Source organism: Oscillatoria sp. FACHB-1407, assembly GCF_014697545.1.
GTDB lineage: Bacteria > Cyanobacteriota > Cyanobacteriia > Elainellales > Elainellaceae > FACHB-1407.
The window spans coordinates 66,433-84,059 of the sequence record NZ_JACJSA010000003.1; the positions used below are offsets into that span (position 1 = coordinate 66,433).

The window sequence follows — 17,627 nt, forward strand, 5'->3', positions numbered from 1 at the left end:
TAGTCAGAGGAGCGCCTGTTTGTGGTGACTAGCTGGACAAGTCGAGGTAACAGACAAATCAGTGCTGATGAGCAGAGGCTTTATGACCATTTCCTCTATTGGGTAGACATTGAGTCTCCAGGTGAATTGGTCGATCGGTTCCATGCCTTATTTATTGACGGTGCTCGATATCCCGATTCGGAAATTGTCGCCGCTCTCGACAAAGTTGTTTCCTCCAAGCTTGCTGCTGAAGAATTCCGCTACGTTCTAAACCGCTGTTGCCACATTCTCATCAACCGTTGGCAGGCGCGATCGCAATCTCAAATGGCGATCCCTGAGCTAATCAACCTGTTTGAAGCCACGCCCACCTCTTCGGTTAGCGTTCACCGCTCCCGTACGGTTCGTCGGTTGCGCGAGTTGGTCAAGCTTTTCACCGAAACAGAGCAATATTTGACGCTGTATCGGTTGGCTCAAGTCTTAAATGAAGCGGCGGAAGCCAATGCTGGTAATCGTCCGTTAGGAACGTTAATTCGCCGCTACCCTTATCTCTATGAGCACTGTCTGATCAGTGATGACAGCTCTCAGGAGCATCAGCAAACGATCCGCCAGATTCAAGCCAATATTCAACGCCAGTTTGAAATCGATCTGTCTCAATACATCACCTATCAGGTTCGTCGGGCACAACTGGCTGCCAGACCTTCTGCCCCAACGCCTCGCATCATCCAACCCATCGCAAATCCAACTCTGCTAGGTGATCAGGAACTCGGTAGAGCCATCAAGCATTACGTTGGCAAAGTGCATAACGGCAGAAGTCACAAGGATGTTGCTCACAGCTTCTTAGCCCACAGTGGTCAGGCGGTTTCCTATAAAACCTTTAAGGACGACCTGTATCAATACATCACAGCCGCTGTTGATCCTGAATATGGCAAACGCCAGTTCAACAATCAGCTCTACAATCAGTTACAAGCGATCTTTCCTGAAAGCAATTCAAAAAAACTGAATGATTTCTTGATGGTTCGGACATGCAGCCAACTGCTCAATTTCCTGGTGGCTGACACCCCCAATCGTCCTAATCATTTCGTTTTCATTGATCTGATTACCAATCTTGGTCCCATCCTGACGACCAGTATTTTGCTTAAGATTATTCTTATTTGCCGCAAGGTTAAGCCCTGCTTAGAGCGGCGATTGTCTATCCTGTTTGGGCATTACGAATCTTACAACCGTGATGCAGTACAGTGGCTGATTAGCCTTTTAGAAAATGTCAACGTAGCCCTGAGTACTCATTTTGGGGCGATCGATTTGTCTTTCATTCGATAATTTCATCACTGGTTCGCTGAGATTAATCGTTAGTTGTAGTTAATCTCTGGTTGAGAGTCACTGATAGCGAATGAATGGCAAAAGGGTAGAATCTCATTGCCTGATGCTTCCGTTTTTTACAGCCTCCAACACCTCACAAGAAAGTTGGACAATTCTAAGTCAACAGGTATGGATAGAGTGGTTTGTTGTTGATTAATATAAAGATCGAGTGTTTGTTGTTTAATTGACATCCGTACTAGTAAAGGAGAAGAACGCATGACCCAAGTGGTCTTAGGTGAAAACGAAGGAATTGAGTCCGCTCTACGACGATTTAAGCGTCAAGTTTCTAAGGCAGGCATCTTGGCAGATGTAAAAAGCCATCGCCATTTTGAGACTCCCCTAGAAAAGCGCAAGCGTAAGGCAGTCATGGCACGCCGTAAGCGTCGCTTCCGCTAAGAAATTCATCCGCGAGGGAGCTGATTGATGATCCATATGCCTCCCTCGTGATCTTATCTTTCCCCGAACGTGTGACCTATTCAGAGCAACCTGATCTAGACAGAGAACTGGAAGAAACCGTCCATAGCTTCCATGAGATTCAGTCAGAGCTGCATTATCAACAGGCGCAAGAGGCTTTACAGCAGCTTGTCGCAAAGTTAAACCTGACCCCCAGAGAGCGGGCAGGTTTGGAGCCAGAAATTTACAGTTTGCAGTCCATGCTAGAGCGATTAGAACAGCAGATTGTTCAAATTGCCGTCTTTGGCATGGTTGGTCGAGGCAAGTCATCCCTTCTAAACGCGCTGTTAGGGCAGGCGGTGTTTGAGACGGGACCCACTCATGGTGTCACTCAAACCATTCAGCGGGCAGACTGGAGCCTGAAGCGAGAACCGATTGCAGGCAGCGATCATGACCTCCTGCGGGTGTCGTTGCATGGGCTGGGGCGATCGCACATTGAGCTAATTGATACCCCTGGCATTGATGAGGTGGATGGGGAAGCCCGTGAACGACTGGCACGCCAATTGGCAAAACAAGCAGATTTGATTCTGTTTGTCATTGCTGGTGATATGACGAAGGTTGAGTTCGATGCTCTATCAGAACTCAGACGATTTAGTAAGCCGATCCTGCTGGTCTTTAATAAGATTGACCAATATCCCAATGCCGATCGCCTGGCGATCTACCACAAGATTCGCGATGAGCGGGTGCGAGAGTTGCTCTCCCCGGATGAAATTGTCATGGCGGCAGCTTCTCCCCTGGTAGCACAGGCGGTGCGTCGCCCTGACGGTAAGATGATTGCCCAATTGAGTCAGGGTGCGCCTCAGGTTGATGAGTTAAAGCTCAAGATTCTAAATATCCTGCATCGAGAGGGCAAATCGCTTGTAGCACTTAACACGATGCTCTACGCGGATGATGTGAATGAGCAAGTGATGCAGCGTAAACGAGAGATTCGCGAGCGGTCAGCCAATCAGGTGATCTGGAATGGGGTCATGACGAAGGCAGTGGCGATCGCCCTGAACCCGATTACTGTTGTTGATCTGGTCAGTGGTGCTGTGATCGATATTGCTTTGATTCTCACGTTATCCAGGCTTTATGGCATTGCTATGACTCAGCAGGGGGCATTGTCCCTGTTGCAAAAAATCGCGTTAAGTATGGGTGGCATTACAGCAACGGAGTTGATTACCAATTTGGGATTAAGTTCGCTCAAAACGGTGTTGGGACTGTCAACTCCGGCTACAGGGGGGATTACCCTGGCTCCTTACATAACGGTGGCATTAACGCAGGCAGGCGTGGCAGGGGTGTCTTCCTACGCGATTGGGCAAATCACAAAAGAATATTTGGTGAATGGAGCGTCTTGGGGACCCGATGGACCCAAGGCAGTGATTCATCGCATTTTGACTTCCTTGGACGAAGCCTCAATTCTCAATCGTATTAAAGATGAACTGAGAGCCAAACTGGACATGGGTAGCCGATTGCGTGAGGATGGCTAAAACAGTCCTGCTCTTGAGAAATTTATTTGAAATAGTTATCAATGTAACCCTCAATGATCGATTTTTGAGTGACAACGGTATGCTGATGAGGGGTCGCTTAAACCAATTCGCGCGATCGCACATCGTGCCCACGACAGAAATCACCTGAAGTTGTTATCGTAGGTTCTAACGCTTTCATGCCCCTCATCGCTGAAGCAGCATGGTGACTAAAGACTCAAAACTTCGTAATTCTAGCAAACTCGTCAACCTCGTCAAGATTGACGCTTGGCTCGCAGCCTTTACTAGACGAGGAAACGTCAAGGTTGATAACCTCAACAACCCAACCTCCTTGAATGCCACAGGTTCCTGGCGACGAGTTGCCCAGTGGACGGGGGTTACCCTTGCCGCCTGTGTCGTCGGTGTGGCTGAACGGGCGATCGCCCAAAGTGCGCCTGAGCCTGTCATTGATGTCGGTATCGTGCAGCGATTTGGCGACGAAGCCGATGATCAGTTGACATTGCAACCCTTGGGTGGCGATCGCTTGACGTTGCAATTCAAAACCGGAGAGCAGACCCAAACGGTCACAACGACAGGGACAGTCAAACTGGAAGTGACGATGCAACCCCTGCCCCAACCTCAAGCCGTGGAACGGGTGGTGTTAAGCACCCATCGCAGCTTTGAGAGTGCCGAAGATAGTGCCAATCAGTGGCGCGCACAAGGGATTGAAGTGGAAATTGCCCAACCCCGACAGTGGCAGGTATGGGCAAAACGGGATACCTATCACAGCCCATTGTTGCGACGGTTGTTGCTGCAAAACCTGCGAGCACAGGGGTCAGACAATGCCTCTCAAAATGCGTTTATCGATAGCCAGGTTCAACAACGAGTCCCTAAAGCGACATTTACGGTCAATGGTTATCGCTATCAACGTGACAATTTGCAAATTGCGACAGCAAACAGTCGAGTCTATGTCGGCGAAAGCAATACCAACCGCGATCGCCGCTTGTATGGTGGCAGATTGCACCTCCAGCCCAACGCCTATGGGACGTATACGCTGGTGAATCGAGTCCCGATTGAAACGTACCTGCGCGGAGTCGTTCCCCATGAAATCGGACTGGGTGCTCCCTCAACGACGATCGAGGCACAAGCAATTCTGGCACGGACATATGCGCTGAGAAACCTGCGTCGCTTTGCTATCGACAACTATCAACTCTGTGCTGACACTCAATGCCAGGTTTATCGAGGCTTGACGGGAGCCGCCGCCGAGAGTGATCGGGCGATCGCTGCGACTCGTGGGTTGGTGTTGACCTATGAGAATGAACTAGTTGATGCCCTCTATTCTTCGACAACAGGTGGAGTGACAGCCCCCTTCAGCGATGTGTGGAATGGTCCCAATCGCCCTTATCTAAGGGCAGTGGTTGACTCCGTGCAGAACGTTTGGAATTTACAGCAATTGCCCCTGTCCAACGAACAGAATTTTCGGGCTTTCATTAACCGCAAAGACGGGTTTAACGAAAATGGCTGGGATATGTTCCGGTGGCAGGTCGAGAGTAACCTGATTGAAATCGAAACTGACCTGCGTGAATATCTGCGGAATCGGCAAAATCCGTTGGCTAACTTCACCCGCATCGAAAGTCTGGAGGTCGTAGAGCGATCTGCGGCAGGACGAGTGCTTAAAATGGCAGTCCAGACGGATCGAGGGCTGATCGAACTGCAAAAAGACGAGATTATGCGGGCTCTCTATGCCCCTAACAGCACCCTTTTCTACATTGAGCCAGTGTATGAAACGGTAACTCTGCCTGAAGCGCAACCCCCACAGGCGATCGCGGCATCCCCGAAACCTGAAGTTGGTACGGCTCCTAAGACAGACATTCCCCCTGCTCAAACGGCTCAAATCAACCCATCACAGCGATTAAAGGGCTATGTCTTTGTTGGGGGTGGTTTAGGGCATGGTGTGGGCATGAGCCAAACGGGAGCCTATAACCTGGGCGATCTCAGATGGTCGGCTGCTCGTATCCTCAGCTTCTATTACCCAGGAACTCAGGTACAACCTCTGAATGCAGACACCGTTTATTGGCGCGAGCCAGAAGTCGAAGAATAAGAAGGTGAAGAGTTAGCGTCAATGGTCAATGGCTAGTGGTCAATGGTCAATGGCTAGTGGTTAATGGTCAATGGCTAGTGGTCAATGGCTAGTGGTCAATGGTCAATGGTCAATGGCTAGTAGTCAATGGTCAATGGCTAGTAGTCAATGGTCAATGGTCAATGGCTAGTGGTTAATGGTCAATGGTGACTGATGACAGCTAACAAATTAAAAAACAACAAGGCAGGAACACGATCGCGTCCTGCCTCACCTTCTTATATAAGGCAAACCCAAAATGGGGATGCCAGACAAACTTAAACTTAGTAGAGTTCCTCTTCCTGGTGGGTGATGATGGTGCAATCGGAAGTGGGGTATGCCACACAGGTCAGAACATATCCAGCTTCGATTTGGTCATCATCGAGGAAGGATTGATCAGATTGATCAACGGTGCCTTCCTTGATTTTGCCAGCACAGGTCGAGCAAGCACCAGCACGACAGGAGTAGGGGAGGTCAATTCCCTGCTCTTCAGCAGCATCGAGAATGTACTCGTCGTCTGGAACGTCGATGGTAGTATTCAGCCCTTCGGCCTCGTTGATCAACGTGACCTTAAAAGTAGCCATGTAGCAAATCCTCTCAATAGTTGAAACGGCAGTCTGAGCTTCATTAAACAGTAACTATCACAACACTATTGCAGTGAACGCTCATCCGTTTAATCTGCTCTTCTCTGATACTACGGGAAAACCTAAAAGGATGTGACATTTAATCGAAGAATCCTTGAATGGGATTCGTAATGTGATGTTTAGACTTAATCCTGAATTACTTATAAGTGAAGGTTAAGGGTTGCTGATTGATACATCTTAGGCTGAGACAATGAAGGACGGAATGAGTTGATAGTGAAGGATTTTGAACAGATTTATTAATAGATGGCATTTGACAAATCAGCCTTGTTTATCTTTCAAATAAAGAACAATAAACACTCTATAACCGTAATGCTTTCCTTTACTTCTTAGGTAAGAGATAAAAGCAGAGAATACTTGATTCAAATTGAGGGATCAAACTCACCAGATGGTTAGCGATCGCGAGAACAGGTCACTACTGCAAACGCCATTCCCGACAGGAACCGATGAATTTTATTCAGTGTCATGCTGGATTGTTAGTAGTTTCAACGGTGACTTATGTCGCAGTTTGATGTAGAACTGAACAGAATTCACAGGAGCTATACACCTCATCTTTTCATCTTTTTATCCTTTTAAGACACTATGCCCAATCAAGCGACTGCTTACAATGTTGTATTTCCCCTACGAGTGGGGTTGGTGGGCACAGGGTACGCCGCCAAAACAAGAGTCGAGACGTTAAAAACTGATGCGCGATCGCACCTGATTGCTGTAGCAGGTCACAGTCGCACTCGTGCTGCTGAATTTGGCAAAACCCATGACATTCAAGCGTTTGACTCATGGGAGGCGTTGGTGCGCGACTCGGATATCGACCTGGTGTTTATCTCCACGATCAACCGCGATCACGGTGCGATCGCACGAGCCGCCCTAACCGCTAAAAAACATGTGGTGATTGAATATCCTTTGGCGTTAGATCTGGCAGAGGCAGAGGAATTGCTGGTTCTGGCAAACGAGAACAATTGCTTTTTGCATGTCGAACATATTGAACTCTTGAGCGGCATTCACCAGGCGATCGTCGATCACCTGCTCAGCATTGGTACACCTTTTTATGTGCGATCGAGCAATATCAATCCACAACGCCCTGCACCGCAGAAGTGGACTTATCAAGCAGAGTTATTTGGCTTTCCATTAGTTGGGGCTGTCTCCCGTATTCACCGTCTGACTAATCTATTTGGACAGGTCGTGACCGTGAGTTGTCAGTCACGTTACTGGAAACCAGATGAGGCTTCAGATGCTTACACCTCGTGTTTGTGTACGGCTCAACTACGCTTTGCCAGTGGACTCATTGCTGAAGTGATTTACGGGAAGGGAGAAGCACTATGGCAGGGCGATCGCAGCCTCATCATTCAGGGTGAGAAGGGAGCGATTCTGATGGATGGAGAAGAGGGAACCTTGATTTTGGGCGATGAAACACAATCGTTAGAAGTCGGGAGCCGACGCGGCTTATTTGCTAGAGACACACTTACGGTGTTGGATCATCTAGAAAAAGGCACCCCCCTCTATGTCTCACCCAGCGATAGTTTGTATGCATTGCGAGTTGCTGATGCAGCCCGACAATCAGCAGAAACCGGAGAAACGGTGAAGGTATAGCGACTGTCTTGACAGTTGCTGTAGTCGTAGCCACATTCGGTGGGGCGGAGGTGAGTCAGGAAGCTCCCCAGCATCAGGGTTTGACCCATTGCCTCTGCCTTAAGCTTCTTAACCAAAGCTATAGCAACCAAGGGATTGGTTAGGACGGGGTGCAGGGGTGGAACCCCTGGCTGAGGGTGCAGCCCCAGACTCCTTGTATTAAGTATTAACTGTCTAGACAGCTATATAAATACCTGGCGAATGAATTCGCGGTTATGGGAGCCAAGTCCACCTGCGCGAACTACGGACAATCAAGGTATGCCGAACCGACGCAGGTCGGTTTTGCTCTTGTAGCTGCGGTTTTAACCGCCAAGATCCCGATCCCAAACTCAAGTTAAGCTAACGTTTGAGTTAGCGTGATCCAACGCTGTGTCAGAGGGTTCGTTGACGCGACGGGAATACCACCATTCCTTAAGCGATAGGGGCAATTTTACCCAGTAGAGCGTCATGACAAGCGGTTCCCCAGGGTGGTGTTGCTCCAGAATCTGGACGGAATAGGATGGAGAATTTTTAGACGACAAATCGACGACGAATCGTTTACCAATTCGCCGCCAACTTGGTTCTTTGCCACGCCACTCTAATCGGCAACAGGGCCAGGGCAATTCTTCTCGATCAAATAAGCGACAACAGGGACCAATCACTCGATAAGTGAAATGTCCACCGGGGCTTGAAAAAGTATCTCCAAACTGGAGTGGATGCTGAGGTAACTTCAAGCTAAGACTGCATCAAGATAACTTTACGGATTGGCAATGCGAAACAGTTTTTCTTCTGGGGCGATCGCCAATCGGCCTTGACCCATCGCCGGATCAACCAGCATTAATGACACTTGTCAATTGACACTTACCAGCTTGACTTAACAACACCCGGTAACAACCCCTGGTGAGCCATTTCACGGATAACGTGACGAGATAGCCCGAAATCGCGGTAAACCCCTCTGGGGCGACCTGTCAACCAGCAACGATTGCGGTGACGAGTGCGAGCACTGTTACGAGGTAGCTGTTGAATTTGCCGATGAATTTCAAGCTTTTCTTGCTGAGAAGTCGCGCTTGCAAATTGCTCTTTTAACTCTGCTCGTTTTGCAGAATACTTCTCCATTAATCGTTCGCGCTTCTTCTCGCGCTCAATCATGCTCTTCTTTGCCATGAACCTGGGATAACTCCGGAAAAAATCAAGACAGCATTCTCTATAGTAACTAACTTTTGAGCCAATGACCAAAGCAACGGTCACAGGCTAGGGCAATGTCACGACCGGGGTTGGTGGAGGTGTCACCTTTGCCATATTCACTGAGGGACACAAATCTGCCAGTAAACACCGCTCACAGGCAGGGTTACGCGCCATGCACACGGCCCGACCATGATAGATCAGGCGAATTGACCAGTTTTCCCAATCGGGCTGAGGCAAAAGCTCGATCAAGTCTCGTTCAATGCGCACCGGATCATCGTGCTCAGTTAGACCCAGACGGTTGCTCAACCGCTTGACGTGAGTATCAACGGTAACTCCGGCGTTAATGCCGTAGGCATGTGCCAACACAACATTGGCAGTTTTACGGGCGACTCCGGGCAGTTTCAACAACTCCTCCATGAGTTTGGGCACTTCCCCGCCGTACTCTGTCACAATCATGCGACAGGCAGCCTGGATATTTTTGGCTTTATTTCGGTAGAAACCCGTCGATCGCACCAGAGTTTCGATTTCCGATAGCTCTGCACTGGCGAGTGCAGCGGCATCAGGGAACCGCCGGAATAGCTCTGGGGTTACCATATTGACGCGCTCATCGGTGCATTGAGCCGAGAGAATGGTTGCCACCAGCAGTTGCACTGGAGTTTCGTAATTGAGGGAACAGGTGGCATCGGGATAGAGCCGCTTGAGCCGCACCAGAATCTCCAGTGCGCGATGTTTTTTGGCAGCTAGCTTTCGAGAAATACCCACAGTTTTAAGCCAGAGATTTAGCGGTGGAAGATTTCGAGTTGAGCGGTATCACGAACGATCAGGAAGATTCCCAAGCCTAAGAGCAATACTAAGCCCGTTTGCATGACATTTTCTTGCAGGCGATCGGGCAGGGGTTTGCCGCGCAACGCCTCAATTAACAGGAACAGCAGTTGCCCACCATCGAGAGCAGGCAAAGGCAAAATGTTAATGATAGCGAGGTTGATGCTAATGATGGCGGTATAGGGGAAGAGGCTGAAGGGGTCGGAGGTGACTAACCCTGCGCCCTGTTCCACAATTTTGACGGGACCTGCGACTTGACCTGCCACCTGTGAGAAGTTGGTGATTAGCATGACAAAGCCCTGTACCGTCCGGGTGAACATGTTTTGGAACATGTCAGCCGCTAATCCGAAGACTTCAAAAATCCCGTTGGGGCGACGGAACTGGAGTTTGCCATTGGGTTGCAGTTGAACGCCGATGCGGGGGGTGCCACTGGCATCAGGGATTGGGGTAACGATGAGATCCAGTTGGCGATCGCCCCGTTGCACTGTCAAATCAATCGGTTCGTTGGGGCTGCTCTTGATCGTGTCCATCAGCGTCGTCACTGCCCCTTCAGAGGCTCCCAGGGATTGCCCATCCACTGCCAAAATGATGTCTCCGACGCGAATTCCGGCTTGAGCCGCTGGCGACTCTTGCGAAATGACCTCTGGAATCAGTACTCCAGGTTGATAGTTAACCCCATTGGGCACGCCAACCGCTGTAAATTGAGCGACATAGACTAAGTAAGCGAACACCAAATTAGCAATCACACCCGCGCTAATGACGATCGCCCGATCGAGGACAGGTCGATTTTTTAACAAATTGGGATCGTTTGGAGGAATTTCACTATCGGGGTCATCGTCTGGAAATCCAACAAAACCACCCAGTGGGATTGCTCTCAATGCGTATTCGGTTTGCGGACCCTGATATTTCCACAGGGTAGGACCAAACCCAATAGAGAACCGATTCACATGAATTCCTTGAAGACGGGCTGCAAAAAAGTGCCCCATCTCGTGTACCACAATCAAAATAGCGAGAGCTGCGATTGTTGCTAAGGTCGCCGCTAAAGTCATAAGCCCGGAACATTGCTCAATTTATGTTCCTACTATTCTAAGGTGCATTTTCTCCAGACAGCCTGAACAATAGGGAAGGTTTTGTTGCAACGGGTGGGGGCAAAGACATGGTGAGCTACAACTCTACCCCTTCAACTCTCTACCTTTCAACCTGATTATCGATTTGCAATGACTGCATCCTGGGGAATCATGGGATCGATCGCCACCCATCCCGTTTGGGTGGGAGTATGAATTTCAAAGTGCAGGTGAGGTCCGGTAGAGTTGCCCGTGCTACCGACCCAACCAATAACCTGACCTTGCTGAATGTTGGTGCCGGGTTCTACAGCGATATTGGAGAGGTGAGCATAGAGTGTGCGTTGGCTGGGATCGCTGTGTTCCAGGACAACCGTTAAGCCATAACCGTCCATAAACTCGGCGGTGACAACTTGACCTGACAGGGCGGCTAAAACGGGAGTGCCATAGGGTGCGCCAAAATCAACGCCATGATGAAAGCGGCGATCGCCAGTGATCGGGTGAATGCGCCAACCAAACCGGGAAGTAATTTCAGCCACGATTGCCAGGGGATAGGTCATCGTTTGAAAGGCCTGCATCAGTAGGGGCTGATAGCTGATATTGGTCATAACTGGAGTCACAGCCTTACATTTGCTGATGTTTCGCTGCACTCGATATTGCTGAGCCCGTTCCACCAGGCTATACAGCATGTCGGGATACTGCCCTCTCAGGTTTAGGGTTGGTGTTGCGATCTGGTCAACTTCGGCAGTCTTACAAACCTGTGGACGGGTTGATCCGAGTTGCCGTAAATATTCTGCTGGAATTTGATCTTGAATATTGAGGGGAGGCTCAGCGGAAACAGCAGAACCATCCGAAATTCCAGCAGTTTCGGAAGGAGGTGCTGCCAAAACGTCTGCCTCTATGGCATCAATTTCGGTCAGAAGTGCCGCTTGAGATTCCGCAGGCAGGGCGGGATTTTGGGCAGTTCGACGGGCTTGGGCAAAGTCGCCAACGTGAGCATAGTACAGGGCAGATTTAGTCAGGTTTTCCCGCAGACGAGCTTCCCGCTCTGGTCGGTCTTGTTCAACCAGGCGAGCAAGCCGCTCACTGACACTTAACCGTTGCGCTGTTGGATTCTCAGGGACCGGAGAGGTTTCAACCGGGCTTTCAGGAATTGCCGTTTCAACCGAGGGAGTTTGAGAGGGGTTCACTGCTGCATCTAGGTCAGCCGTCTCTGTGGGGGATGGTTGCTCTTCCGCTGCCGGGATGGGAGTCGAAGGTTGCTCAACGGAAGGATTGGGTTGAGAGAACTCTTGAGTGGCGATCGCTTCTGGAGCCGCAACACCGGATTGCGCAGGAACGGGTGTTATGTCTGCCTCAGGAGCGGCATCGGGAGCCTCTGCGGGATTGGAAGGAGCAGATTCAGGATTGGCGATCGCCATCGGGGCGAGATAGTCGAGAGCAATCGAACTCAGGGCAGCTGTCATTAAAAGCTGTCCGGCAGGCTTGAGCGCACGCTTCATAGGAGGTCGGAGCTTATGTGGGAAATCAGCAAACAGGGTGTCTCCGACACATTACGAATGCCATGCATCCCCATCCGGATAGAGTTGTGGGAAAGGCTACAGCACGTCGCGTTTGAGATAGGGTTGTAGCACCGTGGGAATCCGGACGGTGCCATCGGGTTGCTGATAGTTCTCCAAAATGGCTGACATCGTCCGCCCGATCGCCAGACCAGATCCATTTAACGTATGCACCAGTTGAGTGCCCTTTTTACCTGCTTCTTTGAAGCGAGTGTTACCCCGTCGGGCTTGAAAGTCGAGGCAGTTGGAGCAACTGGAGATCTCGCGATACTTTCCGGCGGAGGGCAACCACACCTCCAGGTCATAGGTCTTGGTGGCAGAGAAACCCAAATCGCCCGTACACAACTCAATCACACGATAGGGCAACTGGAGTGCTTGCAAAATGCCTTCCGCACTTTGGGTCAAGGTTTCTAGTTCTGCCATTGAGGTGTCGGGATGGACAAACTTAAACATCTCGACTTTGTTGAATTGATGCAGACGGATCAAGCCGCGAGTGTCTCGCCCATAACTGCCTGCCTCGCGTCGAAAACAGGGTGTATAGGCGCAGTAGTAGAGGGGTAGCTCTTCAGCCGCAAGGATTTCATCCCGATGAAAACTGTTGATGGGGACTTCAGCGGTGGGAGTCAACCACAGGTCATCGTTTTTGCACTGAAAGCTCTCCTCAGCAAATTTGGGTAACTGACCTGAGGCTGTGAGAGATGCGGTGTTAACCAGAATCGGTGGCAAGACTTCGGTGTAACCCGCTTGAGTGTGTTGATCGAGCATGAATTGAATTAATGCCCGCTCTAACGCTGCACCTGCTCCGATCAATGTGACAAAGCGGCTCTGAGCAACTTTAACCGATCGCTCAAAGTTAAGGATGCCGAGCTTTTCGCCAATCTCCCAATGGGGCAGAATGTCTGGGTTTTGAGGGATATATTCGTCGCCCCAGCGTCTCACCTCGACGTTCTCGTCTTCGCTCTTGCCGATGGGTGTAGACTCGCTGGGGAGGTTGGGAATCGTCAGCAACATCGCCTCAATTTGTGCCTTCAATTCCTTCTCTTGAGGCTCTAACTCACTCAATGTTGCTTTGATCTGGTTGCCCTCATCCCGCAGTGCCTGAATCTCAGGATCTTGAGGATTTGCGCCTGATTTCATCTTTTGCCCCACCAGCTTGCCGATCTCGTTGCTGCGGGCTTGCAATTGCGATCGCTCTACCTCCAGCGATCGCTGTTGTTGATCCAGATCTAAAATCGGCTTCAAATCATACCCACCCCCTCGCAAATTCAACCGTTCTTGAACCTGCTCTGGGTTTTCGCGGATCAGTTTGAGATCAAGCACAACACGTCCTCAGTTGCTCAGTTACCATCTATTCTGCCAACTGATCAAGATAACATCTTGCGGGGAGGAGGTGACGAGGAAAGGATAAAGTCTAAAGGATAAAGGATAAGAAAGAAGAGGAAAGAGAGAAGAAAGAAAAACGCAAAGGCTAAAGGATGAAGGATCAGAGAAAAGAGACAGTGGATTAGAGCTTGAACGAAGCGTTAACAAGCTATCTATAGCGATCGCCAAAACCATTAGGACATGCATTGGAGTCCTGCTGCGAGAGACGCGATTAATCGCGTCTGTCCTGTTGAGTGCCTTGTCTTAACTGGGGTGACTACGGCTATATTTTGTTCGGCCTTTATCCTTATAACCTTTAGCCCTCATACTTTGTTCTTACACCAAATGCCATTTGCAGACGAGCTTGTTGTCAATGATTTCCCATTTTGCGGTCAATCCAGTGCGGTTGGGTTGCGTGTTGAGGGGATAGGCAATGCGCTCAACGACCGGGTTCTGCATCAAAGTGTGGGAGGGGCGATCGCTGTGGTTGATAGATTTCATGGGAGTAACCTTTGGGCTTATGAGGTCACAACTGTTTAAGTTGCATACCTATTACCCCAAGGTTGACGATTGGTATTCCCAGCTACTCCTCGTGTTCTCTGTCGAGAATGGTGGTGACGCTTATCACTGACTAAGGAACGTTGACGGGAATCAGCGCATTTTCAGGGATGTGACCCACAAAGCGTCCCTCCTCCGCTAACATTACGACCAAACGCAACGACCAATCAGGACCAATGCCGTAGAGATCGGCCCAGGGAATCGCCACCTCCAGACACAACTCAAAGCACACCTGAGCTTTGTGCACCAGGGTCTTCCATTGGAAGTGTTCTCCTGCTTCCTGGAACCACACATCCTGATTCAACAGATTGATCCCCAGATGATGATGGAATAGATAGTTCATGGGGGCTTCGTCAGGCAGATCGGCGATCGGGGCAGGGCTGTTGTGCATGGTGCGATCGGGATAGAACCACAACAGGTGCAGTTCTGGTGGAAAGTCGATTCCCGGTCGTGATCCCGCTTTGAAGTCTACGCGCAGATACAGATTCAAGTGATCGACACCATACCAGATGCGTTGAATCACGCTGCTCTGGTGCATCGTTCCGCGTGCGCCACCGATTTCAATGCGTCCGGCTTTGTCCCAATCTTGCTCATCACCACGACCATCAATCACCGGATGGATAAAGCTCTGCGGCTGATGATCTCCGCGTTCCGCGTGCTCCTCAACAGGACGACGCACATCTGCCGGGACAGGTTCATTCAACGCTACATAGAGTGCGGTGAGGTGTTCCCGAAACAGTTGATCAAACATGGCATCCTGGTTGGAGGAGTGCCCCTCACCAAACCACCAGAACCAGTCCGAGCCTTCAGCGGCATACAACGCCTCCCAGGCTTCAGGGTTGTTTTCCTCGGTTGCTTCGGGATGATTTGCCAGAACCTGACGGGCTTGGGTGAGCAGATCCCAGGCGCGGTTTTTGGCGGGGTCGCCAATCCACGTAGTGAAACTGCCATCCACCCAGGAGCCACTGTGCAACTGATTGGCAGGTAGCGTAGCCGTTGGTGGGAACTGCTCAACGAATTCTGAGACGGTTACTAAGCGAATGTCGGGATGTGCGCTGAACCGCTCATAGAGATTTTCTAAGAAGGGCTTACCGTCGAGGGAATAGTATTCCCAGCAGTTTTCGCCATCCAGAGCGATCGTCACGAGCCAGGGTTGTTCTAAAGCGGTGGTTTCCTCGGTTTGGTGGGACTTAAGGGTGTGGGCGATCGCCTCTAAGTGCCCAATCAGATCTTGAGCCGCCTTGGCTGGCTCCATCGCACCATAGGTAAACCCGATCAAATCTGACAAACGGTGATCACGGAAGACGATCGCCAGATCCCCGTGGGGTGTTTCGAGTCGATAGGGGCGATAGAGCAACTCTGGCTCTAACACGTTACCTTGCCCATCCCGATGAAAGAAGTGTTTAATCGTCCAACCCAAAACCGCTTCGTCGGAGCACAGCCAGTTAAAGCCCTGTTCAGCGACATACGGCAAGATCGTCGGACTCACGGATTGCTCTGAGGGCCATAAGCCACGTGGCTCCCGTCCAAACCGCTCCTGATACATCTGCTTGGCTTTTTTCAAGTGGCGAGGAATGTCTTCTGCCCACATAAAACGCGCTTGAGGTAGAGCCATCTGGGGTACTGCCACTCGACCCGCATTGGTGTCAGCCAGTAGGGGCAAAATCGGGTGGGTGTAAGGGGTAGTTGTCACCTCCAGTTGGCCTGCATCCTGCATTTTGCGGTGTTGCGGAATAATACGACCAAGGATCTCGCGTTGCTTAGAAAAAATCCGTTGGCGATCGCTCAGGGTAAAGCCCCGATCTTGCTTAAGCCATTGAGCAATCTCTGGATCATCCCAAAATAGGGGATCGATCCACGACAGGTTATGCCATGCCAGCAGATCACTGTAGTCTTGATCTGTCCAGTGGGTTAAGCACCACTGTTGTCCCTTGTCCTGGCGTTGATAATACAACTCGGCGTAGCGAGGATGGGGATCAACCAGCGTGCGATGATTGCCATCGAAGAAATGTTGAACTGCAAATTCTTTTTGCTCCAGGGTCAGGTGCTCTGTAGCGGTTAAAGCGACTGAAAGATAAGGGTCGATCGCCGTTCCAGCGACATAATCCTCAATTTGGAGAATCAGCGAGGGCACCAGGTTTACGGTCTGGTGCAACTTGGGATATTGCTCTAACAACAGCACCAAATCTAGATAATCTTTTGTGCCATGCAGGCGCACCCAGGGAAGGCGATATTGACGGGCAGTGCGGCTTAAATAGAGCGGTTGGTGCTGGTGCCAAATAAACGCAACGTAAAGGGGATGGGACATAACGTTGAGGAAGCAACCTGTTGAATTTGCCCAAACGGGCGGTTAAGCAAGCAAAACTTAACCAGCCTTAAAAATAAACAGGGAAACCTGAAAAGGGTTCCCTGTTCAAATCCACTAACAGTGTAAAGGCAAAATGTGTGTCAGCAGAGCTTGCTTAAAAAACTTGCTCAACTTCAGCAATTTCAGGAATCGTTTCGCGCAGCTTGCGCTCAATTCCCATTTTTAGTGTCATAGCTGAACTGGGGCAGGAACCACAAGCCCCTTGTAGCCGTAGTTTGACAATCGGACCATCCAACTCTACGAGTTCTACGTTGCCACCATCTGACATGAGGTAGGGGCGCAACTCGTCTAGCACCTTTTCAACGTTGTCAGTTGTAAGTTCCATCGTTTGCATAATTCACCTTGCGATCGATCGCGATACCTTACATTGTAACGGTTTACCAAAAGTAATTAGAGACAAATACCTAAACTACAGCAGGTTGCAGCAGGGTGACATTAGAAAACGTGAATTCGGTGGTGATTTGCTTATCCCCTTCGATCGCCTGAATCACCCGTTGCGTCAGGATGTAGTAGTTATCAACCTGTTCGTAATTATCTTCAAACTCACTCTCGCCTTTGAGTTCACCCGTTTTGACATCGTGATAGACCGAGTGATAGCGATGTGACAGGTAGCCTTCACTGGTGTGGTGAGTGCCGAAAGTATTAATTGTGACGACGATGCCGTGGATGTGGCGGTGAACCAGGCAAACTTCGTTATTGCGAACCTTGTAGCGATCGCCCTCGGCTTTGCCCCCCATGAGGATTTCTACCGCGCCCGTCTCATCAGTCTCACCATAGGTAAACGTATTTTTGCCGTGAGTCTCTTCAAAGCTTCTGCGAATGCGGTGAATGGCAATCTCTCGCACCTGTTCTAAAATCGATTGCTTCACCTGCTCGTCATCAATCTCAGAGACTTCGGCACTGAGGTTTTCAGTGACTCGAACTTTTGCTGTATGAGTTTCATTGCCCTGGCGTACCGTTACATCGGCAGTGTAACCTGGAAAGTTTTTGTCCCAGGTGTAGCGATTTTCATAAGCTGCCCGAAACAGTTCGCGGGCTTCTAATTGTTCAGTCATGGATTGTCCTCTTATATTCAACTTCTAGTTTAGTGAGATGGCGGGGGAATGGCAGAAGAGAG

The 17,627-nt window shown here is 50.1% G+C and carries 16 protein-coding genes; 5 read left to right on the forward strand and 11 right to left on the reverse strand.

Features of this window, described 5'->3' with window-relative positions; genetic code table 11:
• The first annotated feature begins 21 nt into the window (after nucleotides 1–21).
• From H6G89_RS06210 to H6G89_RS06225, 4 genes are all read left to right on the forward strand, one after another.
• Nucleotides 22–1,296 carry a hypothetical protein gene (locus tag H6G89_RS06210; RefSeq protein ID WP_339384562.1) on the forward strand — a complete coding sequence of 425 codons (1,275 nt, stop codon included), beginning with the start codon at nucleotides 22–24 and terminating at the stop codon, nucleotides 1,294–1,296.
• 255 nt (nucleotides 1,297–1,551) lie between these two features.
• The gene (rpsU, locus tag H6G89_RS06215; protein WP_190504446.1) at nucleotides 1,552–1,731 is read left to right on the forward strand and encodes a 30S ribosomal protein S21; all 180 of its coding nucleotides are present in this window, start codon (nucleotides 1,552–1,554) and stop codon (nucleotides 1,729–1,731) included.
• Between the two features lie 71 nt (nucleotides 1,732–1,802).
• Complete coding sequence (locus H6G89_RS06220; protein WP_309229653.1) at nucleotides 1,803–3,257, forward strand: GTP-binding protein; 1,455 nt, start codon at nucleotides 1,803–1,805, stop codon at nucleotides 3,255–3,257.
• 199 nt (nucleotides 3,258–3,456) lie between these two features.
• A complete protein-coding gene (locus H6G89_RS06225; RefSeq protein WP_190504447.1) occupies nucleotides 3,457–5,334 on the forward strand; it encodes a SpoIID/LytB domain-containing protein in 1,878 nt (625 codons plus the stop codon).
• A 299-nt stretch (nucleotides 5,335–5,633) separates the two neighbouring features.
• Here H6G89_RS06225 and H6G89_RS06230 read toward each other — a convergent pair whose 3' ends face one another.
• A complete protein-coding gene (locus tag H6G89_RS06230; protein ID WP_190504448.1) occupies nucleotides 5,634–5,933 on the reverse strand; it encodes a ferredoxin in 300 nt (99 codons plus the stop codon).
• Between the two features lie 639 nt (nucleotides 5,934–6,572).
• Between H6G89_RS06230 and H6G89_RS06235 the strand changes: the two genes are divergently transcribed.
• Nucleotides 6,573–7,577 carry a Gfo/Idh/MocA family protein gene (locus tag H6G89_RS06235; protein ID WP_190504449.1) on the forward strand — a complete coding sequence of 335 codons (1,005 nt, stop codon included), beginning with the start codon at nucleotides 6,573–6,575 and terminating at the stop codon, nucleotides 7,575–7,577.
• A gap of 368 nt (nucleotides 7,578–7,945) precedes the next feature.
• On the opposite strand, the gene H6G89_RS06240 is transcribed toward H6G89_RS06235, so the two are convergent.
• The 10 genes from H6G89_RS06240 to H6G89_RS06285 form a co-directional block, all read right to left on the reverse strand.
• On the reverse strand, nucleotides 7,946–8,329 hold the full coding sequence (locus tag H6G89_RS06240; protein WP_190504450.1) for a hypothetical protein: 384 nt from the start codon (nucleotides 8,327–8,329) through the stop codon (nucleotides 7,946–7,948).
• 127 nt (nucleotides 8,330–8,456) lie between these two features.
• Entirely contained in the window at nucleotides 8,457–8,759 is a 303-nt protein-coding gene (gene rpsN / locus H6G89_RS06245; RefSeq protein WP_190504451.1) for a 30S ribosomal protein S14, read from the reverse strand.
• Between the two features lie 87 nt (nucleotides 8,760–8,846).
• On the reverse strand, nucleotides 8,847–9,536 hold the full coding sequence (gene nth / locus H6G89_RS06250) for an endonuclease III (protein WP_441339442.1): 690 nt from the start codon (nucleotides 9,534–9,536) through the stop codon (nucleotides 8,847–8,849).
• Between the two features lie 23 nt (nucleotides 9,537–9,559).
• On the reverse strand, nucleotides 9,560–10,651 hold the full coding sequence (gene rseP / locus H6G89_RS06255; RefSeq protein WP_190504453.1) for an RIP metalloprotease RseP: 1,092 nt from the start codon (nucleotides 10,649–10,651) through the stop codon (nucleotides 9,560–9,562).
• A 155-nt stretch (nucleotides 10,652–10,806) separates the two neighbouring features.
• Nucleotides 10,807–12,165, reverse strand: coding sequence for a M23 family metallopeptidase (locus H6G89_RS06260; protein WP_190504454.1), 1,359 nt, complete (start codon nucleotides 12,163–12,165; stop codon nucleotides 10,807–10,809).
• A 96-nt stretch (nucleotides 12,166–12,261) separates the two neighbouring features.
• A complete protein-coding gene (gene serS, locus H6G89_RS06265) occupies nucleotides 12,262–13,542 on the reverse strand; it encodes a serine--tRNA ligase (RefSeq protein ID WP_190504455.1) in 1,281 nt (426 codons plus the stop codon).
• Nucleotides 13,543–13,920: 378 nt separating this feature from the next.
• Nucleotides 13,921–14,085: a hypothetical protein gene (locus H6G89_RS06270; protein WP_190504456.1), complete on the reverse strand. Its 165-nt coding sequence runs from the start codon at nucleotides 14,083–14,085 to the stop codon at nucleotides 13,921–13,923.
• A 130-nt stretch (nucleotides 14,086–14,215) separates the two neighbouring features.
• Nucleotides 14,216–16,450, reverse strand: a complete 2,235-nt coding sequence (locus H6G89_RS06275; RefSeq protein ID WP_190504457.1) for a glycoside hydrolase — start codon at nucleotides 16,448–16,450, stop codon at nucleotides 14,216–14,218.
• Nucleotides 16,451–16,604: 154 nt separating this feature from the next.
• Nucleotides 16,605–16,844, reverse strand: a complete 240-nt coding sequence (locus tag H6G89_RS06280; protein WP_190504458.1) for a NifU family protein — start codon at nucleotides 16,842–16,844, stop codon at nucleotides 16,605–16,607.
• Between the two features lie 70 nt (nucleotides 16,845–16,914).
• Nucleotides 16,915–17,565: a DUF3386 domain-containing protein gene (locus H6G89_RS06285; RefSeq protein WP_190504459.1), complete on the reverse strand. Its 651-nt coding sequence runs from the start codon at nucleotides 17,563–17,565 to the stop codon at nucleotides 16,915–16,917.
• Between the last annotated feature and the right edge of the window lie 62 nt (nucleotides 17,566–17,627).